At 61.4% G+C, this 24,501-nt stretch carries 22 protein-coding genes and 1 pseudogene; 11 read left to right on the forward strand and 12 right to left on the reverse strand.

Translation table 11 applies throughout. The features are described from left to right. The first annotated feature begins 56 nt into the window (after nt 1-56). From ACR3XE_RS06725 to ACR3XE_RS06735, 3 genes are read left to right on the forward strand one after another with little or no spacing between them, the layout of a single operon-like run. Nucleotides 57-488 (forward strand): cytochrome c-type biogenesis protein, encoded by a 432-nt coding sequence (locus ACR3XE_RS06725; protein WP_486185998.1) that lies wholly within the window; start codon nt 57-59, stop codon nt 486-488. Continuing rightward, on the forward strand, nt 485-1,138 hold the full coding sequence (locus tag ACR3XE_RS06730) for a tetratricopeptide repeat protein (protein ID WP_473698395.1): 654 nt from the start codon (nt 485-487) through the stop codon (nt 1,136-1,138). The genes ACR3XE_RS06725 and ACR3XE_RS06730 overlap by 4 nt, the downstream gene beginning before the upstream one ends. A gap of 49 nt (nt 1,139-1,187) precedes the next feature. Beyond that, nucleotides 1,188-3,131, forward strand: a complete 1,944-nt coding sequence (locus tag ACR3XE_RS06735; RefSeq protein ID WP_473698394.1) for a potassium transporter Kup — start codon at nt 1,188-1,190, stop codon at nt 3,129-3,131. A 57-nt stretch (nt 3,132-3,188) separates the two neighbouring features. Here ACR3XE_RS06735 and ACR3XE_RS06740 read toward each other — a convergent pair whose 3' ends face one another. Both ACR3XE_RS06740 and ACR3XE_RS06745 read right to left on the reverse strand, forming a co-directional pair. Further along, on the reverse strand, nt 3,189-4,160 hold the full coding sequence (locus ACR3XE_RS06740) for an NAD(P)H-dependent flavin oxidoreductase (RefSeq protein WP_473698393.1): 972 nt from the start codon (nt 4,158-4,160) through the stop codon (nt 3,189-3,191). A gap of 102 nt (nt 4,161-4,262) precedes the next feature. Continuing rightward, nucleotides 4,263-6,008: a chloride channel protein gene (locus ACR3XE_RS06745; protein WP_486185999.1), complete on the reverse strand. Its 1,746-nt coding sequence runs from the start codon at nt 6,006-6,008 to the stop codon at nt 4,263-4,265. Between the two features lie 145 nt (nt 6,009-6,153). Here ACR3XE_RS06745 and ACR3XE_RS06750 point away from each other — a divergent pair, with 145 nt between their 5' ends. Next, on the forward strand, nt 6,154-6,495 hold the full coding sequence (locus ACR3XE_RS06750; protein ID WP_473700342.1) for a MarR family winged helix-turn-helix transcriptional regulator: 342 nt from the start codon (nt 6,154-6,156) through the stop codon (nt 6,493-6,495). Between the two features lie 63 nt (nt 6,496-6,558). Here ACR3XE_RS06750 and leuA read toward each other — a convergent pair whose 3' ends face one another. From leuA to miaA, 9 genes and pseudogenes are all read right to left on the reverse strand, one after another. Further along, nucleotides 6,559-8,223, reverse strand: a complete 1,665-nt coding sequence (leuA, locus tag ACR3XE_RS06755) for a 2-isopropylmalate synthase (protein WP_486186000.1) — start codon at nt 8,221-8,223, stop codon at nt 6,559-6,561. Nucleotides 8,224-8,438: 215 nt separating this feature from the next. Beyond that, nucleotides 8,439-8,765, reverse strand: a complete 327-nt coding sequence (locus ACR3XE_RS06760) for a hypothetical protein (protein WP_486186001.1) — start codon at nt 8,763-8,765, stop codon at nt 8,439-8,441. A gap of 170 nt (nt 8,766-8,935) precedes the next feature. After that, nucleotides 8,936-10,180 (reverse strand): adenosylmethionine--8-amino-7-oxononanoate transaminase, encoded by a 1,245-nt coding sequence (locus ACR3XE_RS06765; RefSeq protein WP_473698390.1) that lies wholly within the window; start codon nt 10,178-10,180, stop codon nt 8,936-8,938. Between the two features lie 117 nt (nt 10,181-10,297). Continuing rightward, a complete protein-coding gene (gene bioD / locus ACR3XE_RS06770) occupies nt 10,298-10,909 on the reverse strand; it encodes a dethiobiotin synthase (protein ID WP_473698389.1) in 612 nt (203 codons plus the stop codon). After that, a pseudogene (locus ACR3XE_RS06775) lies at nt 10,906-12,038 on the reverse strand (8-amino-7-oxononanoate synthase). The gene bioD and the pseudogene ACR3XE_RS06775 overlap by 4 nt, the downstream one beginning before the upstream one ends. A gap of 99 nt (nt 12,039-12,137) precedes the next feature. Then, on the reverse strand, nt 12,138-13,172 hold the full coding sequence (ilvC, locus tag ACR3XE_RS06780; protein ID WP_473698388.1) for a ketol-acid reductoisomerase: 1,035 nt from the start codon (nt 13,170-13,172) through the stop codon (nt 12,138-12,140). 54 nt (nt 13,173-13,226) lie between these two features. Then, entirely contained in the window at nt 13,227-13,742 is a 516-nt protein-coding gene (ilvN, locus tag ACR3XE_RS06785) for an acetolactate synthase small subunit (RefSeq protein ID WP_473698387.1), read from the reverse strand. A gap of 151 nt (nt 13,743-13,893) precedes the next feature. Beyond that, nucleotides 13,894-15,648: an acetolactate synthase 3 large subunit gene (locus ACR3XE_RS06790; RefSeq protein ID WP_473698386.1), complete on the reverse strand. Its 1,755-nt coding sequence runs from the start codon at nt 15,646-15,648 to the stop codon at nt 13,894-13,896. 83 nt (nt 15,649-15,731) lie between these two features. Further along, nucleotides 15,732-16,691: a tRNA (adenosine(37)-N6)-dimethylallyltransferase MiaA gene (gene miaA, locus ACR3XE_RS06795; protein ID WP_473698385.1), complete on the reverse strand. Its 960-nt coding sequence runs from the start codon at nt 16,689-16,691 to the stop codon at nt 15,732-15,734. On the opposite strand from miaA, the gene serB reads away from it, so the two are divergent. Next, nucleotides 16,690-17,571: a phosphoserine phosphatase SerB gene (serB, locus tag ACR3XE_RS06800; protein WP_473698384.1), complete on the forward strand. Its 882-nt coding sequence runs from the start codon at nt 16,690-16,692 to the stop codon at nt 17,569-17,571. The two genes, miaA and serB, sit on opposite strands and share 2 nt — an antisense overlap. 48 nt (nt 17,572-17,619) lie before the next feature. Here the strand turns inward: serB and ACR3XE_RS06805 are convergent, their stop codons facing one another. Continuing rightward, the gene (locus ACR3XE_RS06805) at nt 17,620-18,846 is read right to left on the reverse strand and encodes an SPOR domain-containing protein (protein ID WP_473698383.1); all 1,227 of its coding nucleotides are present in this window, start codon (nt 18,844-18,846) and stop codon (nt 17,620-17,622) included. 238 nt (nt 18,847-19,084) lie between these two features. Here ACR3XE_RS06805 and ACR3XE_RS06810 point away from each other — a divergent pair, with 238 nt between their 5' ends. From ACR3XE_RS06810 to infA, 6 genes are all read left to right on the forward strand, one after another. Next, entirely contained in the window at nt 19,085-19,807 is a 723-nt protein-coding gene (locus ACR3XE_RS06810) for an AAA family ATPase (RefSeq protein ID WP_473698382.1), read from the forward strand. Nucleotides 19,808-19,822: 15 nt separating this feature from the next. Continuing rightward, a complete protein-coding gene (locus tag ACR3XE_RS06815) occupies nt 19,823-20,533 on the forward strand; it encodes a hypothetical protein (protein ID WP_473698381.1) in 711 nt (236 codons plus the stop codon). Next, on the forward strand, nt 20,530-21,966 hold the full coding sequence (locus ACR3XE_RS06820) for an SPOR domain-containing protein (protein ID WP_473698380.1): 1,437 nt from the start codon (nt 20,530-20,532) through the stop codon (nt 21,964-21,966). Before ACR3XE_RS06815 ends, ACR3XE_RS06820 begins: the two co-directional genes overlap by 4 nt. A 120-nt stretch (nt 21,967-22,086) precedes the next feature. Beyond that, on the forward strand, nt 22,087-23,286 hold the full coding sequence (locus tag ACR3XE_RS06825) for a GNAT family N-acetyltransferase (protein ID WP_486186002.1): 1,200 nt from the start codon (nt 22,087-22,089) through the stop codon (nt 23,284-23,286). Then, entirely contained in the window at nt 23,283-24,149 is an 867-nt protein-coding gene (locus ACR3XE_RS06830; RefSeq protein WP_473698378.1) for a cupin-like domain-containing protein, read from the forward strand. The genes ACR3XE_RS06825 and ACR3XE_RS06830 overlap by 4 nt, the downstream gene beginning before the upstream one ends. A 94-nt stretch (nt 24,150-24,243) precedes the next feature. Next, nucleotides 24,244-24,489 (forward strand): translation initiation factor IF-1, encoded by a 246-nt coding sequence (gene infA, locus ACR3XE_RS06835; protein ID WP_473698377.1) that lies wholly within the window; start codon nt 24,244-24,246, stop codon nt 24,487-24,489. Nucleotides 24,490-24,501 lie beyond the last annotated feature (12 nt).

Raw genomic sequence — 24,501 nt, forward strand, 5'->3', positions numbered from 1 at the left:
CCCGTGGTTTGTCGACGCTATCTTTGGTGATAGGCCCCTGCCTGCGCAGGGGCACGATGGTTTTTTTCTTTGCTGTTGTCTTATTGGGCCTTGGCCTTTCTTCGCCGGTGGTCGCGCAGGACCGATTGCCGCCGTCGCCCTATGCCTATCAGCAATTGGCCGATCCGGCGCAGGAGGAAAAGGCGCGGGACTTGATGGAAACCTTGCGCTGTCTCGTCTGTCAGGGGCAGTCGATTGCCGACAGCGATGCGCCGCTGGCGGGCGATATGCGCCACGAAGTTCGCTCCAAAATTGCGGCGGGCGAGGACCCGGAGGCGATCCGCGCGTGGTTGGTGGCGCGTTACGGCAATTGGGTAAGCTATGACCCGCCCTTTGATGCAGAGACGGCGCTGCTCTGGCTTGGCCCCTTGCTGTTCCTGTTGATTGGCGGCTGGATGGCTTTTGGCCGGTTCAGGCGCGGCAATTCCGACACGGAGGATGACGCATGATCTGGTTCTGGCTGGCACTGGCGGCATTGGTGACATGGGGCGCCCTGATCTGGGGCGGCCACCTGCCCAAGGGCGCGCGCCCGCTAGCCGGAGCGGCGATCATGCTCGGGCTTACCGGCTATGCGTTGCAGGGCAGCCCGTCGCTGGCGGGCAAGCCGGTGCAGGTTGCGTCCGAGCCCGAAGGCTTTGGCGATGTCTTGAAGGACGAGCGCAAGGGTATGGCCGACCGCTTTGGTCCTGCGGCGCAGTGGCTGGGCATGTCCGATGGCTTTGCGCGCATCGGCAAAACCGAACTTGCCGCACAGACGCTGGAAAAGGGGCTGGCGAAATATCCTGACAATGTCGACCTGTGGGTGGGCCTTGGCAATGCGCTGGTTGCGCATGGCGGCGGCGTCATGTCGCCCGCTGCCGCGCTTGCCTTTGACGAGGCGGCAAGGCGCGACCCCAGCCATCCTGCACCGCCTTTCTTTGCCGGTCTCGCGCTGGCGCAGAGCGGCGATTTGCAGGGAGCCGAGGGGGTGTGGAACCAGCTTTTGGAGCGCAGCCCCGCCGATGCGCCCTGGCGGCCTGATCTGGAATTGCGGCTGGAGCAATTGCGTCAGGCGATGGGTCCCGGCCTGACCAATGATGGCGATGTCGCGAAACCGTGACCGGTGAACTTTTCTGTTGTTCTTTCCGTTGCTGGGCTAAGGGGCGCCGATGACCTCTGAGTCGCCTCCGGCTCATATAAGCCAACACGCTGAGCAGGGGTCAGCTTCGTCGTCGCATCATCGCGATGGCAAGATGAAGCTGGCCGTGGGCGCAGTCGGTGTCGTTTTTGGCGACATCGGCACCAGCCCCCTATACGCTTTTCGCGAGACATTTTCGGGGCATCATTCGATCGATGCCGACCAGCTGCATATCTATGGTGTGCTGAGCCTCGTCTTTTGGTCGATGATGATGGTCGTCACGTTCAAATATGTGCTGACCATCATGCGCGCCGACAATAAGGGCGAGGGCGGCAGTCTGGCGCTATTGGCGCTCATCAGCCGGCAGAAGGGCGGGGCGCGCTGGACGTGGCCGATCGTGCTGCTCGGCGTGTTCGCCACCGCACTTTTCTATGGCGATTCGATGATTACGCCGGCGATGTCGGTGCTCTCGGCGACCGAGGGGCTGAGCTATGTCCATGAAGGGTTCCGCGGCTATATCGTGCCGATTGCGCTGACGATCCTGATCGGATTGTTCGCCATTCAGTCGCGCGGGACCGCCAAGGTGGGGGCGCTGTTCGGCCCGATCATGCTTGCCTATTTCTTGATGCTGTCGGTTCTGGGCATCATGCACATCGTCGATCATCCATCGATCATGTATCAGACTATCAATCCATTGAATGCGCTATATTTTTTCGAGTCCGACCCCTATCGGGCGTTCATCTCGCTCGGGTCGGTGGTGCTGGCGGTGACGGGGGCCGAGGCGCTTTATGCCGATATGGGCCATTTTGGCCGCGCGCCCATCGGGATCAGCTGGCTATGCTTTGTTCTGCCCGCGCTGATGCTCAACTATATGGGGCAGGGCGCGATGGTGTTGTCCGACGATATGGGCGCGACGGCGCAATTGATCAAAGACCCCTTCTTTTTGATGATGCCCGATGCGTGGCAAATTCCCGTGGTGCTGCTCGCATTGCTGGCGACCATCATCGCGAGTCAGGCGGTGATATCCGGTGCATTTTCGCTCACCCAGCAGGCGATCCAGCTGGGCTTTATGCCGCGCCTGCGGGTGGAACATACCAGCGCGTCGGCGGCGGGGCAGATTTATATTCCGGTGGTCAACTGGTTCCTGATGACGATGGTCATCATCCTTGTGCTGTTCTTTGGGTCGTCGAGCAATCTGGCCTCGGCCTATGGGATTGCGGTGACGGGGGCGATGTTCATCGACACCTGTTTGATGTCGGTCGTCCTGTTCAGCCTGTGGCGCTGGCCGTGGTGGAAAGCCCTGCCGATATTGGCCGCCTTCTTTGTCGTCGACATCGCCTATTTCAGTGCGAATTTGATCAAGGTTCCCGATGGTGGCTGGGTGCCGCTGGCGATCGGGTTGATCATCTTTACGATGCTGACCACCTGGTCACGCGGACGCTCGCTGATGCAGCGCGAAATGGCCGAAGGCGCGATGCCGATCCCGATCTTTGTGAGTTCGGCAGCGAACAGCGCGACGCGCGTTCCCGGCACTGCCGTCTTTATGACCTCCAGTTCGGACGGCGTTCCCCATGCGCTGCTCCACAATCTGAAGCATAACAAGGTGCTGCACGAACGGATCATATTGTTGACCATCAAGGTTGCGGATGTGCCCTATGTCGACCCTGATCGTTTCTGTTCGATCGACGATCTGGGTCAGGGATTCCACCGCATGGTCCTGCATTATGGCTTTATGCAGCCCGTTGATGTGCCCGAGGGCCTTAATCGCGCGCAGGGCTGTGGCGCGGCGTTCAAAATGCTGGAAACCAGTTTCTTCCTGTCGCGCCAGACGCTGATTGCCGCCAAAAAGCCCGCCATGCCGATCTGGCGCGAAAAGCTGTTCGCGTGGATGCTGCGTAATTCGGAAAGCGCGATGGAATATTTCCGTTTGCCAACGAACCGTGTGGTCGAGCTGGGCAGTCAGGTCGCGATCTGATCGATCATATCTCGACAGTGCCATCGACCGGTTATTTTCAGAGGTTAGGTTCTGACCCTAAAGCCTGACCTTTGCTTCGAGTTCGCGGCGCGCGGCGATATATTGGGTTTCGAGCTGGGCGACGAAATCGGCGACGCTGAGCACGTCCTTGACCGCACCAATGCCCTGGCCGGAACCCCAGATATCCTTCCACGCCTTGGCATCGGTGTTGCCGCCCGAGCCAAAGTTCATTGTTTTGAGGTCGCCCGCAGGCAGATTGTCGGGGTCGAGCCCCGCCGCCGAAATCGAGCCGCGCAGATAATTGCCATGGACGCCGGTAAACAGGTCCGAATAGACGATGTCGGCCGCGCGACCCTCTACGATGCCCGACTTATAGCCTTCCATCGCATTGGCCTCTTTCGTCGCGATAAAGGCTGAACCGATATAGCCGAGATCGGCACCGCACGCCTGCGCCGCCAGCACCGAACGACCGTGGGCGATGGCCCCCGACAGGGCGATGGGGCCGTCGAACCAATCGCGAATTTCCTGCACCAGCGCAAAGGGCGATTGCACGCCAGCATGACCGCCTGCGCCCGACGCGACGGGAATCAGGCCGTCGGCACCTTTTTCAACCGCCTTGCGGGCAAAGCGGTCGTTGATGATGTCGTGCAGCGTGATCCCGCCCCAGCTATGCACCGCCTGATTCAATTCCTCGCGCGCACCAAGCGAGGTGATGGTGATCGGCACCTTCCATTTGGCGCAAGTCGCAATGTCGGCCTCTAGCCGGTCGTTCGAGCGGTGGACGATCTGGTTGACCGCATAGGGCGCCGAAAGCCGGTCGGGATTGTCACGGTCCCAGGCGGCGAGCTCTTCGGTGATCCGGTGGAGCCATTCGTCGAGAATATTTTGAGGGCGCGCGTTCAGCGCCGGAAAAGCGCCGACAATCCCGGCTTTGCACTGCGCGATGACCAGTTCGGGACCCGACACCAGAAAGAGGGGGGAACCGATGACAGGAAGGCGCAGACGGTCAAAGATCGGGGGTAGGGACATGCGTGATTCTCCAGTTGCGTGTTGCAACTGACCTTAACGTAAACGGAAAGGGTGGCAAGAGGGAGCGTGTGGATGAGCGCGCGGCGCACGCACCATTTCTCCCTAACGGCTGCGGTGGCTTTCGGATCGGGTGCTGCTGTGGCGCGCCTTGAGCAGATCCTGCCGGGTCAATATGCCGACGACCCGCCCTGTGGCGGGATCGATGATCGGAATGCGTCCGATGCCGGTTTCGACCATGAGATCGGCAACTTCGCCGATGGGCGAATCGGTTCTGGCAAAGGGCTGCGACGCATCAGAAAGTATCTCTGCGATGGTCGCATCGGCGCGCGCCTTATCGACTTGCCAGCGCAGCACGTCCGACCGCGAAATCAGCGCCAGCAGCCGTCCCGCTTCGTCGATGACCGGATAGCTGCGATGTTCGGCCTGCTCGGCGAAAAAGGCGATGGCATCGCCGACCACCATCGCTCCCGACAGCGTCGCCGGATCGGGCGTCATCACGTCGCCTGCCTGCAGAAATTCCAGTGCGTCGACAGTATATTCCTGCAACACATGGCGTCCGCGACGGGCGATTTTCTCGGTCAGGATGGACCGGCGCATGATCAGCACGCTGACCGCATAGGCGCTCGCCGATGCAGCGATGGTCAGCGGAAGGGCGGCAAAATGTCCGGTGAGCTCGACCGCGAACAGCGCCCCGGTCAAAGGCGCGCGCATCGCCCCGCTCATGATAGCTGCCATGCCGATCATCGCCCAGAATCCCGACCCGCCGGGCAGATATTGGCCGATCAGCGCGCCGAGTGCGCCGCCAAGGATGAGCAGGGGGGCCAGCACACCACCCGACGTTCCCGACCCGAGCGCAATCAGCCAGACAAAGGCTTTGACGACCAGCAGCGCCAGCACGGCGCGGGTTGCGAGCGAATGATCGAGTAGCGCCTGGATGCTTTGATAGCCTGCGCCCAGCACATGCGCGTCGATCAGGCCGCCGAGTCCGACAAAGACGCCGCCGACGGCCGGCCACCACATCCAATGCAGCGGAAGGCGGTGGAAAAGATCTTCGATCCTATAGAGGAGAGCGGACAGAAAAGTGGCTTCTAGTCCGACGAGCAGGCCGACACCGACGGCGGTCAGCGTGGGTTGCCAGCCTGCCATCGCGGGGGCAGAAAAGGGAAACATCGGCCCCACGCCAATCAGCGTTGGACGCCAGACCATAGCAACCACAGCGCCGACCACGACCGGTACAAAACTGCGCGGTTTCCATTCGAACAGCAGCACCTCTATTGCGAGCAGGATGGCAGCGATGGGGGTACCGAAAATGGCGGTCATGCCAGCGGCGGCGCCGGTCACCAGCAATGTCTTGCGCTCGGCGGCGCTGAGCTTGAAACGCTGGGCAAACAGCGAACCGATGGCGCCGCCGGTCATGATGATCGGCCCTTCGGCGCCGAAAGGACCGCCGCTGCCAATCGAAATGGCCGAGGAGATCGGTTTGAGCACCGCGACCTTTAGTGTCAGTCGGCTTTCGCCATAGAGTATCGCCTCTATCGCTTCGGGGATGCCATGGCCGCGGATCTTGTCCGACCCGAAATAGGCCATGAGTCCGATCATCACGCTGCCGATGACGGGGATGAGGATGATCGCCAGGCCCACGCTATTGTCGGTGATGAGCGAAGGGGTTGCCGACAATCGTCCGAACCAAAAGAGGTTGGTGGCGATGGCAATGAGCCTGAGCAATAGCCATGCGCCAAAGGCACCGCCGCTGCCGACAAGGACCGCCGCGAGTGCGAGCATGACCATGCGGCGGTCGGCACTATGGTCGCCGAGACGCGGGGATTTGGTAATCTTAGCCGAAGCCATTACATGATGTCCTGTTGTTTGTGCGGCCCATTATATCGTATAGCGACATTTATCAACGCGGGAGGCATTGAGAGTGGTGAAGACAGTGCTGTGTGACGCAGACTATGAGGCGCTGGCCGAATTTCGCTTTACGTTGCGCGAATTTATGGCGTTCAGTGAGGGGCGGGCCGCCGAATTCGGGCTGAGTCCACAGCAGCATCAGGCACTGCTCATCATTCGCGCGGCCAATGGCGAGACTGCCTCGATCGGCTATGTGGCCGCACGGCTGTTGCTCAAACCGCATAGCGCCAGCGGGCTCATCGACCGGCTGGAGAATTTCGGTCTTGTCGAACGACACCCTTCGCCGCTCGACCGCCGTCAGTCACTTTTGAAACTGACGGCCAAGGCGCTGTCTCTGCTTGCTGCGTTGAGCAGCACGCATTTTGAAGAAATCCGGCGATTGCGCCCGATGCTGGTGGAGTTGCTGGGTCGGATTGACGACGTGTAAGCTGCCCGCGCGGGGCGCTTCGCACTGCGCTGAAGACGTGCCTATGATGAGCCGCTCAGCTGTTCACGCCCCATTTGCCGCCGACAATATCGCGCGCACGCTCGCTGTCGCGACGTCGGTGTCGAGGCCGCAGCCGAACAGGCTTTTGCCATCTGCTGTTTTACATTCGACATAGGCGGCGGCTTGCACGTCGCTGCCATGGCCGATCGCATGTTCGCTATAGTCGGCGATGTCCATGACCGGGCCGCCATTTTCGGCGAGGGCGGCGACGACACTGCTCATCAGACCGTTACCGCGGCCCGACACGCTGCGGATTTCACCGTCGATGCGGAGCTTTCCGGCAAAAATGCGATCAGTCCCGCTATGGCTTTCGGTCCATTCGACGAGCGTGAAGCGCTTGTCACTTTCGCCCAGATAGGTGGCCTCGAACGCTTGCCAGATATCGTCGGCGGCGAGTTCGCGGCTGGCGCTGTCGGCGAGCGCTTGCACGGTGTGGCTGAACGATGCCTGCATCCGTTTGGGCAGTTTCAGCCCCTTGTCCTGTTCGAGCACCCAGGCGACGCCGCCCTTGCCCGACTGGCTGTTGACGCGGATCACCGCTTCATAGCTGCGCCCCAGATCGGCGGGATCGATGGGGAGGTAAGGGACTTCCCATTTTTCATCATTCTGACGCTCGCGCGCGGCGAAACCCTTTTTGATCGCGTCCTGATGACTGCCCGAAAAGGCGGTGTACACGAGTTCGCCGCCATAGGGGTGGCGCGGGTGGACGGGGAGCTGGTTGCAATATTCGACCGTCTTGATGACCTCATCAATGTCCGAAAAGTCGAGCTGGGGATCGAGCCCCTGCGTGTACATATTGAGTGCGATGGTGACGAGACATGTATTGCCGGTGCGTTCGCCATTGCCGAACAGGCAGCCCTCGACGCGATCCGCGCCCGCGAGCAGGCCGAGTTCGGCCGCCGCGACGCCGGTACCGCGATCATTATGGGTGTGCAGGCTGATGACCGCATGGTCGCGGTCTGGCAGATGTTTGCAAAAATATTCGATCTGGTCGGCATAGATATTGGGCGTCGCCGCCTCGACCGTCGCGGGCAGGTTGAGGATGATGGGTTTGTCGGCGGTCGGCTGCAAAATCTCCATCACCGCCGCGCAAACTTCGATGCTGAAATCAATCTCTGCGGTGGAGAAGGTTTCGGGACTATATTCGAAATGCCAGTCGGTCGCGGGACGTGCCGCCGCTTCGTCGCGCAGGATTTTGGCTCCGGCGACGGCGATGGCCTTGACCTCGGCTGGCTCCATGCCGAACACGATGCGGCGCCACGCAGGGCTGACCGCATTATAGAGGTGGACGATCGCGGCGCGTGCGCCGTCGAGGGCTTCGAAGCTGGTGTGGATGAGGTCTTGGCGGCTTTGGGTGAGCACTTGCACCATCACATCGTCGGGGATGCGATCCGAGCGGACGAGGCCAGAGATAAAATCAAACTCGGTTGCGCCGGCGCTGGGGAAACCGACCTCGATTTCCTTGAGACCGACCCGGCACAGCAAGTCAAAAAAGCGGGCCTTTTTTTCGGCATCCATCGGGTCGATGAGCGCCTGATTGCCGTCGCGCATGTCGGTCGACAGCCAGCGCGGTGCGACGGTGATGGTGCGGGCGGGCCACTGCCTGTCGGTCAGCGGAACTTGCGGAAAAGGTCGGTATTTGGCTGAAGGGTCGCGGAGCATAGTCATGATATCGGGTCTTCTGCGAAGGGATGTGTTTGGTCGGATTACCCTTGGGCGGTCGCGCGCCACATTGGGCGCAGCGGTATCGTCACGCCCAAGGGCGTGTAAGTCGCAGAAGTAGGAGGCCGTTGCCGCGCATGACCAAGCTAGTGGTCGAAAATGTCGTCTGTTGCAAGAGGGGCGGACGAAAATAACCGCCCTAAGGGTCGCAAACCGTCAGACTATTGCGCCTTGCTGCGTTGCCCTGCGAACCATTCGCGCAGCATCAACGCGGTGCAACCCGTAAATCCGTTGGACCCGACTGGTGAACAGCTGTTGGGCCGCGTCACGCGCCCCGGGCCATTGTCATAATCTTCGACCGCCGTCGCCCAAGATCGTCCGCCAATCGCGGCGTCTCTTTCTGCTTCGCGCAGTTTTTTTGGGACACGATAGCGTTCGGATTCAGGTTCATTCGCGCAGACGACGATCTCGTCACCCTGCGCCTCGGGGCAGGGCTCATCGCCATAGGTCACGAGAATCGAGAATTTCTGGGGCGGGTCATCGGCCATGGCAGGGACGGCCAAAACTGTTGCGGCAAGCGCCAATGCGGAAAGAATGAGGGGCAGCGGTGATGTCCGCAGAATCTTTACTCCGTCTCTGCCCCTGATGCGACCGGTTTAGCCCTATTGGATGAACCTAGTCCGAACCTGGCGCGGAAAAGGTGCCTCGCTGACCGGCACTAGGCGTGGTCTAGCGCCGCCGCGATAGCCTTCCATACCTGTGTCAGCTCCTCATCGGTGATGCAATAGGGCGGCATCACATAAAGGCTGTTGCCGAGTGGTCGGAGGAGCACGCCCTGACTGCGGAAAAAGGCGATCAGGCGCGGCGCGAGATTCGAAAGATAGCCGCTGTCTGTTACGCGGATATCGAGCGCGGCAATGGTGCCAAGCTGGCGCGGATTTTCGATACGGCTATCGGCCGTCAGGATGGCGAGATGGCTCGCTTGCGCCGTTGATAACGTGTCGATGCGGTCCTGCACCGGCTCGTCGCGCCAGATGGCAAGGTTGGCGTTGGCGGCGGCACAGGCGATCGGGTTCGCGGTATAGCTGCTCGAATGATAAAAGATGCGGGCGCGGTCGGTCGACCAATGGGCCGCGAAAATGGGTTCGATGCACAGCGTCACCGCCAGTGGCATCGCGCCGCCGGTCAGCCCCTTGGACAGGCAGATGATCTCGGGAATGATACCCGCCTGATCGCAGGCAAAGCGGGTGCCGGTGCGACCCCAGCCGGTCATAACCTCGTCGGCAATGAAGATCACATCGTGGCGCGCGCAAATGGCGCGCATTTCGGCAAGTATCCACGCCGGATAGATGAGCATCCCGCCCGCCCCGAGGATCAGCGGTTCGACGATGAAGGCGGCCGGACGCGCGCGACACGCGGCCTCTAGTGCGTCGAGCGTATCTTGCTCGCGACCCTCGACGGGAAAAGGGATGGTATCGACGTCGAACAGCAAGGGCGCATAGGGTTGATTGAATACCCCGCGCGCGCCGACAGACATCGCACCGATCGTATCGCCGTGATAACTATGCTCCATAACCAGGATGCGGTGGCGATCCTCGCCGATATTGGCCCAATAACCGAGCGCCATTTTGAGCGCGACCTCGACGCTGGTTGATCCAGAGTCCGAGAAAAAGACGCGGGTGAGCGGATCGGGCGTGATGCGAACCAGCTCGGCAGCCAGCGTTTCGGCTGGTTCGTGGGTCCAGCCTGCGAAGATCAACTGATCCAGCTTTTCGGTCTGGGCGCGGATCGCCGCCATAATTTTCGGGTGGGCATGGCCGTGCGTCGTCACCCACCAAGAGGAAATGGCGTCGATCCAGCTGTTGCCATCGGCGTCATAAAGGCGCGCGCCCTCGCCGCGATCAATCAGCGGAATGGGTTCGCCGAGGCCATGCTGGGTGAAAGGGTGCCAGATGGGGGACATGACGACTTTCCTACCTATCGTTCGTGCTGAGCTTGTCGAAGCAGCGTTTTTTCTTCGGGCGTCGGATAGAGAAAAGGGCGACCCTTCGACAAGCTCAGAGCGAACGGATTTTTGGTTTTAAGCGAAATTTGCGAGATCGAAATTCGCGGCGAAAGCCGCCGCCAGCGTTTCTGGGGTGAGCGGATTAAGCTGTGGGAGGCGACCGAGGCGGCAGATTCCCGCCATCGCCGCGATGGTCGTTTCGCTGTCGCGCATCGGGTCGCCGATGAAGGCAATACCGTGAATGGGCACGCCGCGTGCGCGCAAGGCCTCGATGGTGAGCAGGCTGTGGTTGATGGTGCCAAGCGACGTGCGCGCGCAGAGGATTGTCGGGATTTGCCAGCGCGCGAAAAGGTCAGCGTAAACTGTGTCGCGGGTCAGCGGCACGAGCGCCCCTCCCGCGCCTTCGATGACGAGATCGCCTGTGGGTGGTGCAAGATTGTTCAGGTCGATGGAAACCGAGTCCAGCTCGGCGGAGAGATGCGGCGAGGCGGGCGTGTTCAGACGATAGGTTTCGGCAAGGATGGGAACGCGCGCGAGGCGGACGACGGCTTCGCTATCGGTTTCATCCTCCAGTCCCGCTTGCACCGGTTTCCAATAGCGAACGCCCAGCGCGCCTGCGAGCGCTGCCGAAAACACCGTCTTGCCAATTCCGGTATCGGTGCCGGTGACGACGAAGCGCTTGGTCATGACAGCGCCATCGCTTGCGCCATGACATCGGCCATCGCATCAATATCGGCCTCATCAACGTGGAGCGTCATCGCAATGCGAAGCCGCGCCGTCCCTTGCGGCACAGTCGGTGGTCGGATGGCACGAATGTCCAGGCCAGCCTCTTGCAGCATATTTGCGATGCGCAGAGTCCGGCCATTGTCGCCAATCATGACCGGCAGGATCTGCGACCCGCTGGGCGGCAGGCCAAGCGCCTGAAACCGCATTTCGGCATGGCGGATCAGGCTTTGCAGACGGGCAGCCCGCTCGGGCTCGGTCGCAACAAGTTCGAGCGCCTGATGCACGAGCCACGCGATCAAGGGTGAGGGGGCGTCGAAAAGATGAAGGGACGGCCGCGATTGACGATGAAATCGCTGACAACGGCAGGCGCGCAAAGCAGCGCGCCTTCGCAACCGAGTGCTTTGCCGCAGGTGTGCAGCGTGATGAGGTTCGGGTGGCCAGCAAGGTCGTGGGCGAGGCCAGCACCGGCAGGGCCATAAACACCCGTGGCATGGGCCTCATCGACGATAAGGATTGCGTCGTGGCGACCGGCAACCACGGCGAGATCGGCAAGCGGGGCAAAATCGCCGTCCATGCTGTACAGGCTTTCGACCGCGATCCACGGCGTGCCGGTGCCGCCCTTGGCGCGCCACTGGTTTATCGTATCGTCAAAGGCTTGCGGGTCGTTGTGGGCTGCGCTGGTGCGCGTCGCGCGGCCTAGCTTCATCCCGTCATGGGCGCTGGCGTGGATGAGCGCATCATGGACGACAAGGTCACCACGTTGCGGCAGCGTTGCGAAGATCGCGGCGTTGGCGGCAAAGCCGGTCGGGAAGAAAAGCGCCGCTTCGCTGCCAAAATGACGCGCGGCGTGCGCTTCGAGCGCTTCATGCTCGGCGTGATTACCGCGCAGCAGGCGTGAGCCGCCCGATCCGACGGGCAAGCCGCGCGCGATGCCGTCAGCAAGTGCGGCGCGAAGTTCGTCCGATGCGGCCAGACCAAGATAGTCGTTGGAGGCAAAGTCGATACCGGCGCGCCGACTGAGGACGCGGCGGCGGCTTTCGGTGGCCAGTGCATCGAGGTCGGCGCGGTGCGCCGCGAAGGGGTGACCCATCACTTTCTCCGTTCGTCATTGCGAGCGAAGCGAAGCAATCCAGAGCGGTTTGTCGCGCCCTGGATTGCTTCGTCGCTACGCTCCTCGCAATGACGAGGCTTAATTCTTCGTCTTGTCGACCAGCTGGTTCTTGGCGATCCACGGCATCATGGCCCGCAGTTCGCCGCCGACCTTTTCGATTGGGTGCGCAGCGGCGGCTTTGCGGCTCGCCTTCAGCTCGGGTTGCCCCGCCTGATTGTCGAGGACGAAATCCTTGACGAAGCGGCCCGACTGGATGTCCTGAAGAACGCGCTTCATCTCGGCCTTGGTTTCGTCGGTGATGATGCGCGGGCCGGTTTTGATGTCGCCATATTCGGCGGTGTTCGAAATCGAATAGCGCATGTTGGCGATGCCGCCTTCATAGAGCAGATCGACGATCAACTTGGTTTCGTGCAGACATTCGAAATAGGCCATTTCGGGGGCGTAGCCCGCCTCGACCAGCGTTTCGAACCCGGCCTGGATCAGGTGGGTGATGCCGCCGCACAGCACGGCCTGTTCGCCAAACAGATCGGTTTCGCATTCTTCCCTGAAGGTGGTTTCGATCACGCCGCTGCGTCCGCCGCCGACGGCGCTGGCATAGGAGAGGGCGAGCGCTTTGGCATAGCCGTTGCCGCTGTTGCCGCTGGCTTCCTGCGCCACCGCGATCAGGCAGGGGACGCCGCCGCCGCGCTGATATTCACTGCGCACTGTGTGTCCGGGGCCTTTGGGGGCGACCATGAACACGTCGATGTCGGGGCGGGCCTCGATCAGGCCGAAATGGATGTTGAGGCCGTGGGCAAAGGCGAGCGCGGCGCCGGACTTCATGTTTTTGCCAAGATCATCGGCATAAATCTGCGCCTGATGCTCGTCGGGGGCGGCGACCATGATGACGTCGGCCCATTCTGCGGCTTCCTTGTTCGACAGCACCTTGAAGCCTGCAGCTTCGGCCTTTTTGGCCGTGGCGGAGCCGCTACGCAGCGCAATCGCGACCTCTTTGACGCCACTGTCGCGCAGATTCTGCGCATGGGCGTGGCCCTGGCTGCCATAGCCGACGACGGCGACCTTTTTATTCTTGATCAGGTCCTGGTCGGCGTCGCGGTCGTAGTAAACTTGCATGATATTCTTTCCTGTTTGAGGCGGTCAATGGGATGAAGGGGGAATGGTGAGGGGCTAGACAGCCTCTGCACCGCGCGCGATGGCGACAATGCCGGTGCGACCGACCTCGACCAGACCGCATTCGCGCATCAGCGCCACAAAGCTGTCGATCTTCTCGGTCGTGCCGGTGAGTTCGAAGATGAAGCTTTCGATGGTCGTGTCGACCACCTTGGCGCGAAAAACATCGGCCATGCGCAGCGCCTCGATACGCTTGTCGCCGCCGCCTGCGACCTTGACCAGCGCCAGTTCGCGTTCGACATGCGCGCCGATTTCGGTGAGGTCGGTAACGCGGTGGACGGGAACCAGCCGGTCGAGCTGGGCGATAATCTGGTCGATCACCGGCGGCGGACCGTTGGTGACGATGGTGATGCGCGACACCGCATGGTCGATGCTGATGTCAGCGACGGTCAGGCTCTCGATATTATAGCCGCGCGCCGAGAACATGCCGGTAATCTTGGCCAATATGCCCGATTCATTGTCGACAGTGACGGCGAGAACGTGGCGTTCGCCGATTTCGGTGGTGATTTTCATAGGTATTCCTTCCCCTCCCGCAGGCGGGCGGGGTGAGCGAAGCGAACATGCGACGTAGCGAGGCCCACCCCGCTGCGACAAAACAGCAAGCTGTTAAGGCTCGCTGCCCCTCCCGCTTGCGGGTGGGGATTAAAAGATTTGCGCTTCTCCATCACACCAGCGCCTTGGCTTCGTCATCCATCGTGCCGATGACGTCGCTCGGTTGAAGGATCATGTCGGTATGCGCTGCGCCCGACGGAATCATCGGGAAACAGTTGGCAAGTTTGGCGACGCGGCAGTCGACGATGACCGGGCCGGGGGTTTCGATCATCGTCGCGATACCATCCTCCAGCTCTCCGAGCGTGTCGATGCGAAGGCCGGTCCAGCCATAGGCATCGGCCAGTTTCACAAAGTCGGGCAGGCTGTCCGAATAGCTGTTCGAATAGCGGCCTTCATAGGTGAGTTCCTGCCACTGGCGGACCATGCCCATATATTCATTGTTGAGGATGAAGATTTTGACCGGCAGCTGATATTGGCTGACCGTCCCCATTTCCTGAATATTCATTTGCAGGCTCGCCTCGCCCGCGATGCAGATGACCAGACGATCGGGATGCGCAATCTGGGCGCCGACGGCTGACGGAAAACCATAGCCCATCGTCCCCAGACCGCCGCTCGTGAGCCAGCGGTTGGGGGCGTCGAAATGGAAATGCTGCGCCGCCCACATCTGGTGTTGGCCGACTTCGGTGGTGATGATCGGGTCCATCCCGCGCGTCGCGTCGAACAAAGCTTTCACGGCGCGCTGCGGCATGATTTCGGCCTTGGCGTCCTTGACCTCTGGAAAATCGAGGCAGCGGGTTGCGCGCCAGCCGTCGATGCGCCGCCACCATTCGCCCAGATCGCGGGCTTTGTGCTTGGCGGCTTCCCATCCCGCGATGATCGCGTCGAGCGCGCGGCCCGCATCGCCGACAATGGCGACGTCGATCGGGACGATTTTGTTGATCGAGCTGCGGTCGATATCGATGTGGATTTTCTTCGCTTCGGGGGCAAAGGCGTCGAGGCGGCCGGTAACGCGGTCGTCAAAGCGCGCGCCGACCGCAATGATGAGGTCGGAACGGTTCATCGCCATATTGGCCTCGAACGTCCCGTGCATCCCCAACATGCCGAGCCATTTGTCGTCATCGGCGGGAAAGGCGCCCAGCCCCATCAGGGTCGAGGTGATCGGCGCGCCGGTGAGCGCGACAAGCTGACGCAGCGCCGCACTGGCGTCGGGTCCGGCATTGATGACGCCGCCGCCGGTGTAAAAAACCGGGCGCTCTGCCGCCGCGATCAGCGCCACAGTTTGGGCAATCGCGTCGGTATCGGGTTCGATTTGCGGGCGATAGCTTTTGTGCGCGATCTTTTTCGGAACCGTATAGGTGCCGGTTGCGACCTGAACATTTTTGGGGATGTCGATAACCACCGGGCCGGGGCGGCCATTGGTGGCGATGTAAAAAGCCTCGTGCAGGATGGGAGCGAGCCGTTCGGTGTCCATCACCAGATAATTATGCTTGGTGCAGTGGCGCGTGATGCCGACAGTGTCACATTCCTGAAAGGCATCGGTGCCGATCAGATTGGTCGGCACCTGTCCGGTGAGGACGATCATCGGGATCGAATCCATCAGCGCGTCGGTGATGCCGGTGACCGCATTGGTCGCGCCCGGTCCCGATGTAACCAACACGACGCCGGGCTTGCCGCTGGACCGGGCATAGCCCTCGGCAGCATGGGTCGCGGCCTGTTCGTGACGGACCAGAATGTGCTGGATACTGGGGTGTTTATACAGCGCGTCGTAAATCGGAAGCACGGCGCCGCCGGGATAGCCGAACACTGTATCGACCCCAAGGTCGACCAGCGCTTGCACCACCATGCTGGCACCACTCATTTCCGTCACGACATAATTCCTTTCCTGCGAATATTACCTTTGCGCCGCGCGTTGTGCATTGCAACAGGAACGGGCGCAATAAGAACATGAATCTATCTTGTCAATACCATATCACGTAATTTAGTTGCGAATTTGTTGGTATTATCAACTGATAATGACTCATCCCATCGCAACCACTCGGCGGGCGGCTGGCGTCGGAACCAAGTATATTGACGTTTGGCATATTGGCGCGTGGCGGCCTGAGCCAGTTCCAGAGCCGCATCGCGGTCGATTTCACCGGTCAGGAAGCGTGCAATTTGCGGCACCCCTATGGCGCGCATGACCGGAAGGTCCGGCGACAGATTGCGCGCAGACAGCGCCTCGACCTCGGCAATCGCACCCCCGTTGAACATCTGGACGAGCCGCCTGTCGCAGCGATCGCGCAGCCAGTCGCGCGGCGGAAGGAGGAGCGCAGGCGCCAGAACAATGTCGTCGGCAATCCCGCCAACCCGTTCGGCCTGCCAGTCGGCGAGCGGGCGTCCGGTCGATTGAAAGACCTCAAGTGCGCGGGCGACGCGGGTGCTGTCGGCCGGATGAAGACGCTCTGCCGCCGCCGGGTCGGTCTCCGCAAGCGCGGCATGGGCTTCGGCACTGGGCATCGCGCGGACGGCGGCGCGAACATCGGCGTCGATGGGTGGCACGGGGGCAATCCCGAACAGCAAAGTGCGTAAATAGAGGCCGGTGCCGCCCACCATTATGGGGATGCGGCCCTCTGCCTGTACCGCAGTGATGACGGCTTTCGCATCGGTGGCCCAGCGCGCGACATTGTAATTTTCGGCGCCATCGACATGGCCGAACAGATGGTGCGGCACCCCGTCCATCTCGTCGTCATTGGGGCGGGCTGACAGGATGGCGAGGTCGCGGTAAACTTGGCTGGCATCGGCATTGATGATGCTGGCCTTGCCCAGCTGCTTTGCGAGCGCGACCGCTAATCCGCTCTTGCCGCTGGCGGTTGGTCCGGCGATAAGTGCCAGAGGAGGCCGCTGGGGCCGGAAGGATGGAGGAGATGCCATGTTCGTTGCAACGCTGATAGCAGCCGGAAGGCTGACGAGCGAGGTGGTACGCGAAGCCATCGACCGACTTTATGTGACCGAGCATAGCGTCGATGCCCCGCACTGGATTGATGAAGGCGATGCGGCGGACATTGTCTTTACCGGGAGCCTGATCAGCGCGCGCAAGGAACTGGCGGCGATTGGCCATGACGTCGATATTGTCGTCCAGCCCGCCGGCCACCGACGCAAACGGCTGATCGTCGCCGATATGGATTCAACGATGATCGCGGTCGAATGTATCGACGAACTGGCCGACTATGCCGACCTCAAACCGCAGATTGCAGCGATAACCGCGCGGGCCATGCGCGGCGAGATTGATTTCCGCACCGCACTGGCCGAACGGGTGGGCCTGCTCGCGGGACTGGAGGCGACGATGCTCGCCGATTGTCTGGCAGAACGGGTGCGGTTGACCCCCGGCGCGCGCACTCTGATCCAGACGATGAAGGCGCATGACGCGCGGGCCTTATTGGTGACGGGCGGCTTTTATGCCTTTGCACAGCCGATTGCCAATCTGATCGGTTTTGACCATGCGCTGGCCAACACATTGGAAATTGTCGATGGCAAGTTGACCGGCAAGACCATCGACCCGATTATCGATCGCGATGCCAAATTGGCGGCGCTTGAAGCAGAATGTAAAGCATTTGACATTTCACCCGCCGACGTTCTGGCGGTGGGCGATGGCGCGAATGACATCCCGATGCTGACGGCGGCGGGTCTGGGCGTCGCCTATCATGCGCACCCGACAGCAGCCGCTGCCGCCGCTGCGTCGATCAAGCATAATAACCTGACCGCCTTGTTATGGGCGCAGGGCTATCCGCGCGCCGAATGGGTGGTGGGGTAAAGGAGGCGGCACAACGCTAGAGCATCGTGCCGCCCCGTATAGCTGTGGCTATTTGTCGATGACCATACAGGCCTGACCGCCCTTGCGGACGGTGGCGCAGAAACTGTCGGCGGCGCCTTTGTTGGCGAAGCCTCCCGCTTGCAGGCGGGTGAGCTTGCCGCTTTTGACCAGATAGGGCTGGCGGTTTGCGAAAGCCGGATATTGTTTTTCGAGCGACGACCAGAGATTGCGGGCATTGGTTTCGACCGAGAAAGCGCCGAGCTGGGCGCGCCATTTTGAGGCGCCGGCGGTGCTGACGGGGGCCGGTTTTGCAGGCGCAGGCGCGGGTGCCGCTTTGGGTGGCGGGGGCGCACTGTGGACGACAACCTGCGCGGGCGGCGACACCGGAATGTCAGCGGTCGGCGGCAGTTCTTCGAGTCCTTCTGGCGCGACATAGTCGGTGCCGGCCGATGAGGCGGGCAGGGCGGCGCTGGGGATCGGCTGCGGCACCTTTTGAGCCACCGAAGGCGCGGGTGCAGGCACCGGAACCTTGCTGCCGGGCTTTATGACCGGCGGCGGAACATAGCTGGTGCCGGGAAGCGACTGAGGCAGACTGGCGGTGCGGACGTTTGACTTGGCGGGCTTGGGCGGCGGCGGGGCGGCGGCGTTCACCGCTGCAAGGCGTGCTCGTTGTTCGTTGCGTTCCATTTCGGGCAGCATTGCCAGTCCTGCTTGTCGCTGTTCGAGCGGGATGAGCTGGTCAAGCTGGGCCAGTCGGGCCGACGCGATTGACAGACCGGCATCGCTGGCGCGCTTGGTGAGCGCATAGGCGAGTGGCCAATTTTGCGTGGCAAGGTCGCCGTTGAAATGAGCTGTTCCCAGAACATATTGCGCGCGCGGCTCTCCGCGCTGGGCGGACCGTGTAATCATCGGCATCGCCTCTTCGCGGCGATTGGCGGTGAACAGGACAAGCCCGAGATTATCTTCGGCCTGCAAATGGCCCTGATCGGCGGCGCGGCGATACCAAGCCTCTGCTTGTCCCAGATCGGCAGGAACACCGCGGCCCAATTTATAGGCCTGACCCAGATTGAACTGGGCATCGGGATTGCCCGCGAGAGCAAGCGGACGCCAGATCGCGACCGCCTGTTGATTGTCACCTTTTTCCCAAGCATCGACGCCATCTTTGACATTGGCCTGCACGGGGCTGTCCTTGGCGGCGGCATAGGCCGGTGCCGTCAGCATCAGGGCGGTGAGCGCCGAAGCGGCCAGTCTTAGCGGATAGGAAAGAGGACGCATAAGAGTCTCCATAGGCACCGGCTTTGGTGCCATCATAACATATTGCCAATGTCGCTAACGCAATTTGGCTAACAGCGCGTTATCGACAGACCCACAGCTACGCCGAAAGAGTTAAGCCCGCATTTACCTTGTTGCGGAAATGCCCGTTCATCTTCTTTCTTTGATGTTAACCTAATCTTAGCTCCCTGCGTGTCACTTTGCAGTCAATTCGTGGCCATTTTTTTTCAGGGGGACACCTGTGCGCGTTTTAGCATTGGCTTCACAAAAGGGCGGTTCGGGGAAGACGACTTTGTCGGGACACCTCGCTGTTCAAGCACAACTCGCCGGGGCTGGCCCCGTCGTTTTGATCGATATTGACCCCCAGGGTTCGCTCGCCGATTGGTGGAACGAGCGCGAAACCGATCTGCCGGCTTTTGCCCAGACCACGGTTGCGCGACTGGCGTCTGACCTGGAAATTTTGCGCCAGCAGGGGTTCAAGCTCGCGGTCGTCGATACGCCGCCAGCGATTACCATGGCAATTCAAAGCGTCATTTCGGTCGCCGAACTGATCGTTGTGCCGACGCGACCCAGCCCGCATGACTTGCGCGCCGTGGGAGCGACGGTCGACCTTTGTGAACGCGCGGGCAAGCCGCTGATCTTTGTCGTCAACGGGGCGACACCGAAAGCCAAGATTACATCCGAAGCTGCTGTTGCCTTGTCGCAGCATGGTACGGTTGCACCGGTCACCTTGCACCATCGCACCGATTATGCCGCATCAATGATCGACGGCCGCACGGTGATGGAAGTCGATCCGAACGGTCGTTCGGCCGACGAGATTCGCACCTTGTGGAGCTATATCAGCGACCGGCTGGAAAAGAATTTCCGCCGCACCATTTTCAGCGCACCGCTGCCAACCCAGGCGGGCTATGGAACTGCCCGACCTGCCGCCGGGGGCTTCGGCCGCCGCGTGGCTGGCCAGTAAGAGCGGGGGGCGGACATGGGTGAAGCCAAACCTCTCGCATCACTGAGCGCCGGACTGCTCGCCCGCAAGGGTGCGGCGCGTCCCGCGATGCGGCGCGCACCGCTGGGCAGTGGCCCGGCCAATATTACCGGTAACAGCTATGACGATCTGGGCTGGAACGACATGGGTTATGATGTCGATCCTGAACAGTCGAGCGAACCGACGCGTATTGTCGACTTGAAACCTTTGCTCAATGGATCGCGACCGGCGCATAATGTCGAGGCCGAAAATGCCGTCGAAGAATCGATGCATGGCGAAAAATCATCGAATGCGAGTGATGAAACTGCGGCTGATAGGCTGTGGCAATCGTCCGATGCCGTCGATGATCTGGCGCCGCTGGCCAATGGCGTGGAAAGCGTCAAGCCGCCGGTTGTGCAACAACAGGAATCGCTGGAGGACCGGGTCGCTGCGGTTGCTCGCAAGGTCGAATCTGCCGATGAACCGGTCCAGCGCAAGCCGCGCCGGGTTCGGGCACGCGAAAAGGCAGCCTTTACGCTGCGGCTCGATGCCGAACGGCATTTGCGCCTGCGTCTTGCCAGTGCGGTCAACAACCGCTCGGCCCAGACGATCCTGACCGACCTGCTCGACAATTATTTGTCAACGCTACCTGAAATCGAAGCAATGGCGAGTCGCCTGCCAGCGGCCAAGAAGTCCAAGAATGTCATCCAGAACGAGGAATTGTCATGAAGCGCGATCTGTTATTCAAGCTGGCCGTGTCCAGCCTGGTTCTCGGGGCAACCACATCGGGTTGCAGCGGCATGGGAAAAATGAGCGCTGTGCCCGCAAACTTCGCGGGACGGCCTGAAGTCGCGGCAAAGACCGCCGACAAGGCGCGCAAAGCCCTCGAAGCCGGAAAGATTACAAAGGCCGTCGCACTGGCCGAGGCCACCGTTTCGGCGTCGCCGCGCGATGGCGCTTATCGCGCGCTTTTGGGTCAGGCCTATCTGAACGATGGCCGGTTCCAGTCCGCAGATACGGCGTTGACCGAGGCGATGGACCTTGGCGTTGTCGATTCGCATACTGTCATCGCCTTGGCACTGGCGCAGGTCGCTCAGGGAAAGAATGACGAAGCGATTGCATTAATCAAAGGCCATAGCGATGTGGTTCCGGCTTCGGATGCCGGTCTGGCGCTGGCCTTGGCTGGCGACTTGAACCCTGCCATTTATGTGCTGACCACCGCTGCGCGCCAACCCGACGCCACGGCCCGCACGCGCCAGAATCTCGCGCTCGCGCTCGCGCTTTCCGGCAAATGGGTCCAGGCTCGTTTGATTGCGGGACAGGATTTGTCGCCTGCCAAGATCGAATCGCGCATGACCGAATGGTCGGCGATGGCACAGCAGGCGAACCCGCAGCTGCGCGTTGCCAGCCTGATCGGCACCAAAGCGCGTAGCGATGATGGTATGCCGGTTCGCCTGGCGCTCAGCAATTTTGCCGAACCAACAGCGGTAGCCGCCGTGGCCAACGATTCTGTCGTGGTGGCTAGTGCCGATCCGGCGCCGGTCGCCGACTTTGCGCCGCCGCCCGCCGCCACTCAGGTCGCCGACGCCAGCTCTGCCATCCGGTCTGTGGAATTGCCGATGCCGGAGCGCAACGCCAATGGCGTGGTGCCCGTCACCGAATTGCCGAGTCCCGCCGCCGCCGATACCGATGCCAAACCCGGTGCCGGTCAGATCATCCTGGCCAAAGCTGCCCCTTATCGCGCAGCGCCGCGCGTGTCGGGCGAATATAGCCTGGAGCAGCGCCCGTTGCAGAAAGAGGCGCGGGCCATCGTTGCCAAGTTGCTGCTGCCGCAAATTGCCAGCTTTGACGCCAAAAAGCCATCGGGCTGGGCCGTCCAGTTGGGCGCCTATGACAATCTTGCTGTCGCCAAGGAAAAATGGGGCACGCTAAGCCGGAAGAACGCCATTTTGGCCAATTTCCCGGCATCGAGCCACGCCGCGACAGTGAAGGGGCGCGAGTATTACCGCCTGACCGTCAACGGCCTGACGAGCCGCAACGATGCGGTCAATCTGTGTCGCGATCTTAAAGCCAATGGTCAGCGCTGCTTTGTGCGCCATATGGAAGGCAATGAGATGGTCCAATGGGCCTCTCGTTCCACCGTTCGGGTCGCTTCGCGGTAAATTCAGACTTGGGGCCACTGGCCTGGGCGGCTCGTATCGTGCCGGCCACCCGATCTTAACTCCTTACGCTTATTCTGCGTTCGTGAATCATCGGCAAGGCGAGATATTGTGACGGTCCATATGGCTATTAGCGGGGATGTCGCGGGCGCTCAGCCTGTTGACGCGAACGCCACGCCGACCCTGCATGTCGTCGATCCGCTTGCCCTGACGCCCGAGCTCGCCGCTGCATGGGACAGGCTGGCCGAGGACGCCAGCGAGCCCAATCCCTTTGTCGAACGCTGGTGCCTGCAATCGGCGCTGCATCTGCTTGATCCCGAACGTCAGGCGCGCCTGTTGATGGTGCGTGACGGTATGGACGGACCGATTATCGGCGTCATGCCGTTGGCGTCGGCGACGCGCTATGGTCGCTTGCCGCTGAGCCATGTGACCGGATGGGCGCATCCCAACCATTTCCACGGCGCACCGCTGGTTCGCGCCGGAACGGAGACTCTATTCTGGTCGGCGTTGCTGCAATGGTGCGACGCTCAGGCCTGGACAGGGACGCTGGCCCACTTGCCGCGCCTGACCGAGGATGGCCCCTTGCACCGCGCGCTGATTGATGTCGCGCGGGTTCGTGGTGGCGAGGCGCTGACCGTCCACCGTGAGGAACGCGCGCTGCTGGAAAGCGACCTGTCGCCCACCGAATATTGGGACGCCGCCGTTCGGGCCAAGAAGCGCAAGGAATTGCGCCGCCGCGCCAAGCGGCTTGCCGAAATGGGCGACGTCAGCTTTCGAAGCTGGCAGCCGGGCGAAGATATTGCCCCGTGGATCGCGACGTTTCTGACGCTGGAGTCGCAGGGCTGGAAAGGCCGGGCGGAGTCTGCGCTTGCCAGTCATGGTGATACCGAAGCCTGGTTCCGTGCCATCATGGCGGGGGCCGCCGACGCGGAACGGCTTGATATGCGCGGCATGTATCTCGACGACCGGCCCTTGGGGATGCTCATCAGCTTTATGTGCCCGCCGGGCAGTTTCGGCTTCAAAACCGCCTATGACGAAGAATTTGCCCGCTTTTCGCCCGGTGTGATGTTGCAGCAGGCCAATCTTGATCTGCTTGACCGCGAGGGAATCGCCTGGTGCGATAGCTGTGCGGCACCCGATCATCCGATGATCGACAGCATCTGGCGCGAGCGGCGGGCGCTGGTTTGGGTCAATATAGCCCTGTCGGGTGCGGCCAACCGCTTCCGCTTTGCCGCGCTCACCCGCATCGAGCGGCTGTGGCGGCGCTGGAAGGATGCGGCGGCAAAATCCGACCCCAGTGAAGCAATCGAGAACGACCAATGACGGCCCATCAACCCATTTCCCGCCCGACCTTTCCGCCCGAATCGCTGACACGTCTGTCGGAGCTTTATCCCGACACGGCCGGTCGATTTTATCATCATCTGCCCGATCATCCCTTGCTGTCGCTTGAGGCACTGGCCCAGCTTGGCGAGACTTTGCCCGCAGCGCAGGTGGAGTTTAATCCCGGCGATCTTCCGGTCGGTATCCGGCCCGAAGAAATCCCCGCCAACGGCCTGTCGATCGGCGAAACGATCCGATCCATCGACAGCAGCAAAAGTTGGGCGGTGCTCAAGAATATCGAGAGCGTCGACGCTTATCGCAACCTGTTGCTCTGCTTGTTGGAAGAGATCCGCCCCATCGTCGAGCCGACCACAGGCGAAATGTTGACGCCGCAGGGCTATATTTTTGTCTCGTCACCGGGATCGATCACGCCCTTTCATTTTGACCCCGAACATAACATCCTGCTGCAACTGCGCGGGCAGAAAGAGATGTCTGTGTGGCCGTCGGGCGACGAGCGTTTTGCCGGTCGTGTCGAACATGAACGCTATCATACCGGCGGTCACCGCAATTTGCCGTGGCAGAACAGATTCCGTGACGCCGCCGAGGTTGTGCCGCTGACCCCCGGCGATGCGGTTTTCGTGCCGGTGATGGCGCCGCATTATGTTGCTAATGGCGATGCGCCGTCGGTATCCTTGTCGATTACCTGGCGGTCCACATGGAGTTATCGCGAGTCCGAAGCCCATGCGGCCAATGCGGCGTTACGGCGCATCGGCTTTGACCCCTCCATGCCGCCGCGCTGGCCGCGTCATGCGCGCGCCAAGACGGTGGCGTGGCGTATCCTGAGGCGCTTGCGCCTCGTGCAGTAATCCGCCGCGCGACCGGTGACGGTCAACCACTTTCCTTTTCACTATTTTAGGGCTATGGGCGCGCATTATTGAAATTCGAGCCCCTTGAGGACTGATGGCGAAAGAAGAATTACTGGAAATGCGCGGCCAGGTGGTCGAACTGCTCCCCAACGCGATGTTTCGCGTCAAACTGGAAAATGATCACGAAATTTTGGGCCATACGGCGGGCAAGATGCGCAAGAACCGCATCCGCGTGTTGGTGGGCGATGAAGTTCTCGTCGAACTGACCCCTTATGATCTGAGCAAGGGCCGGATCACCTATCGCTTCATGCCGGGTCGCGGCGGCCCTGGCCCCCAATAATCGGGATGAATG

The sequence above is a fragment of the Sphingopyxis sp. 10G20-10 genome (assembly GCF_057365075.1).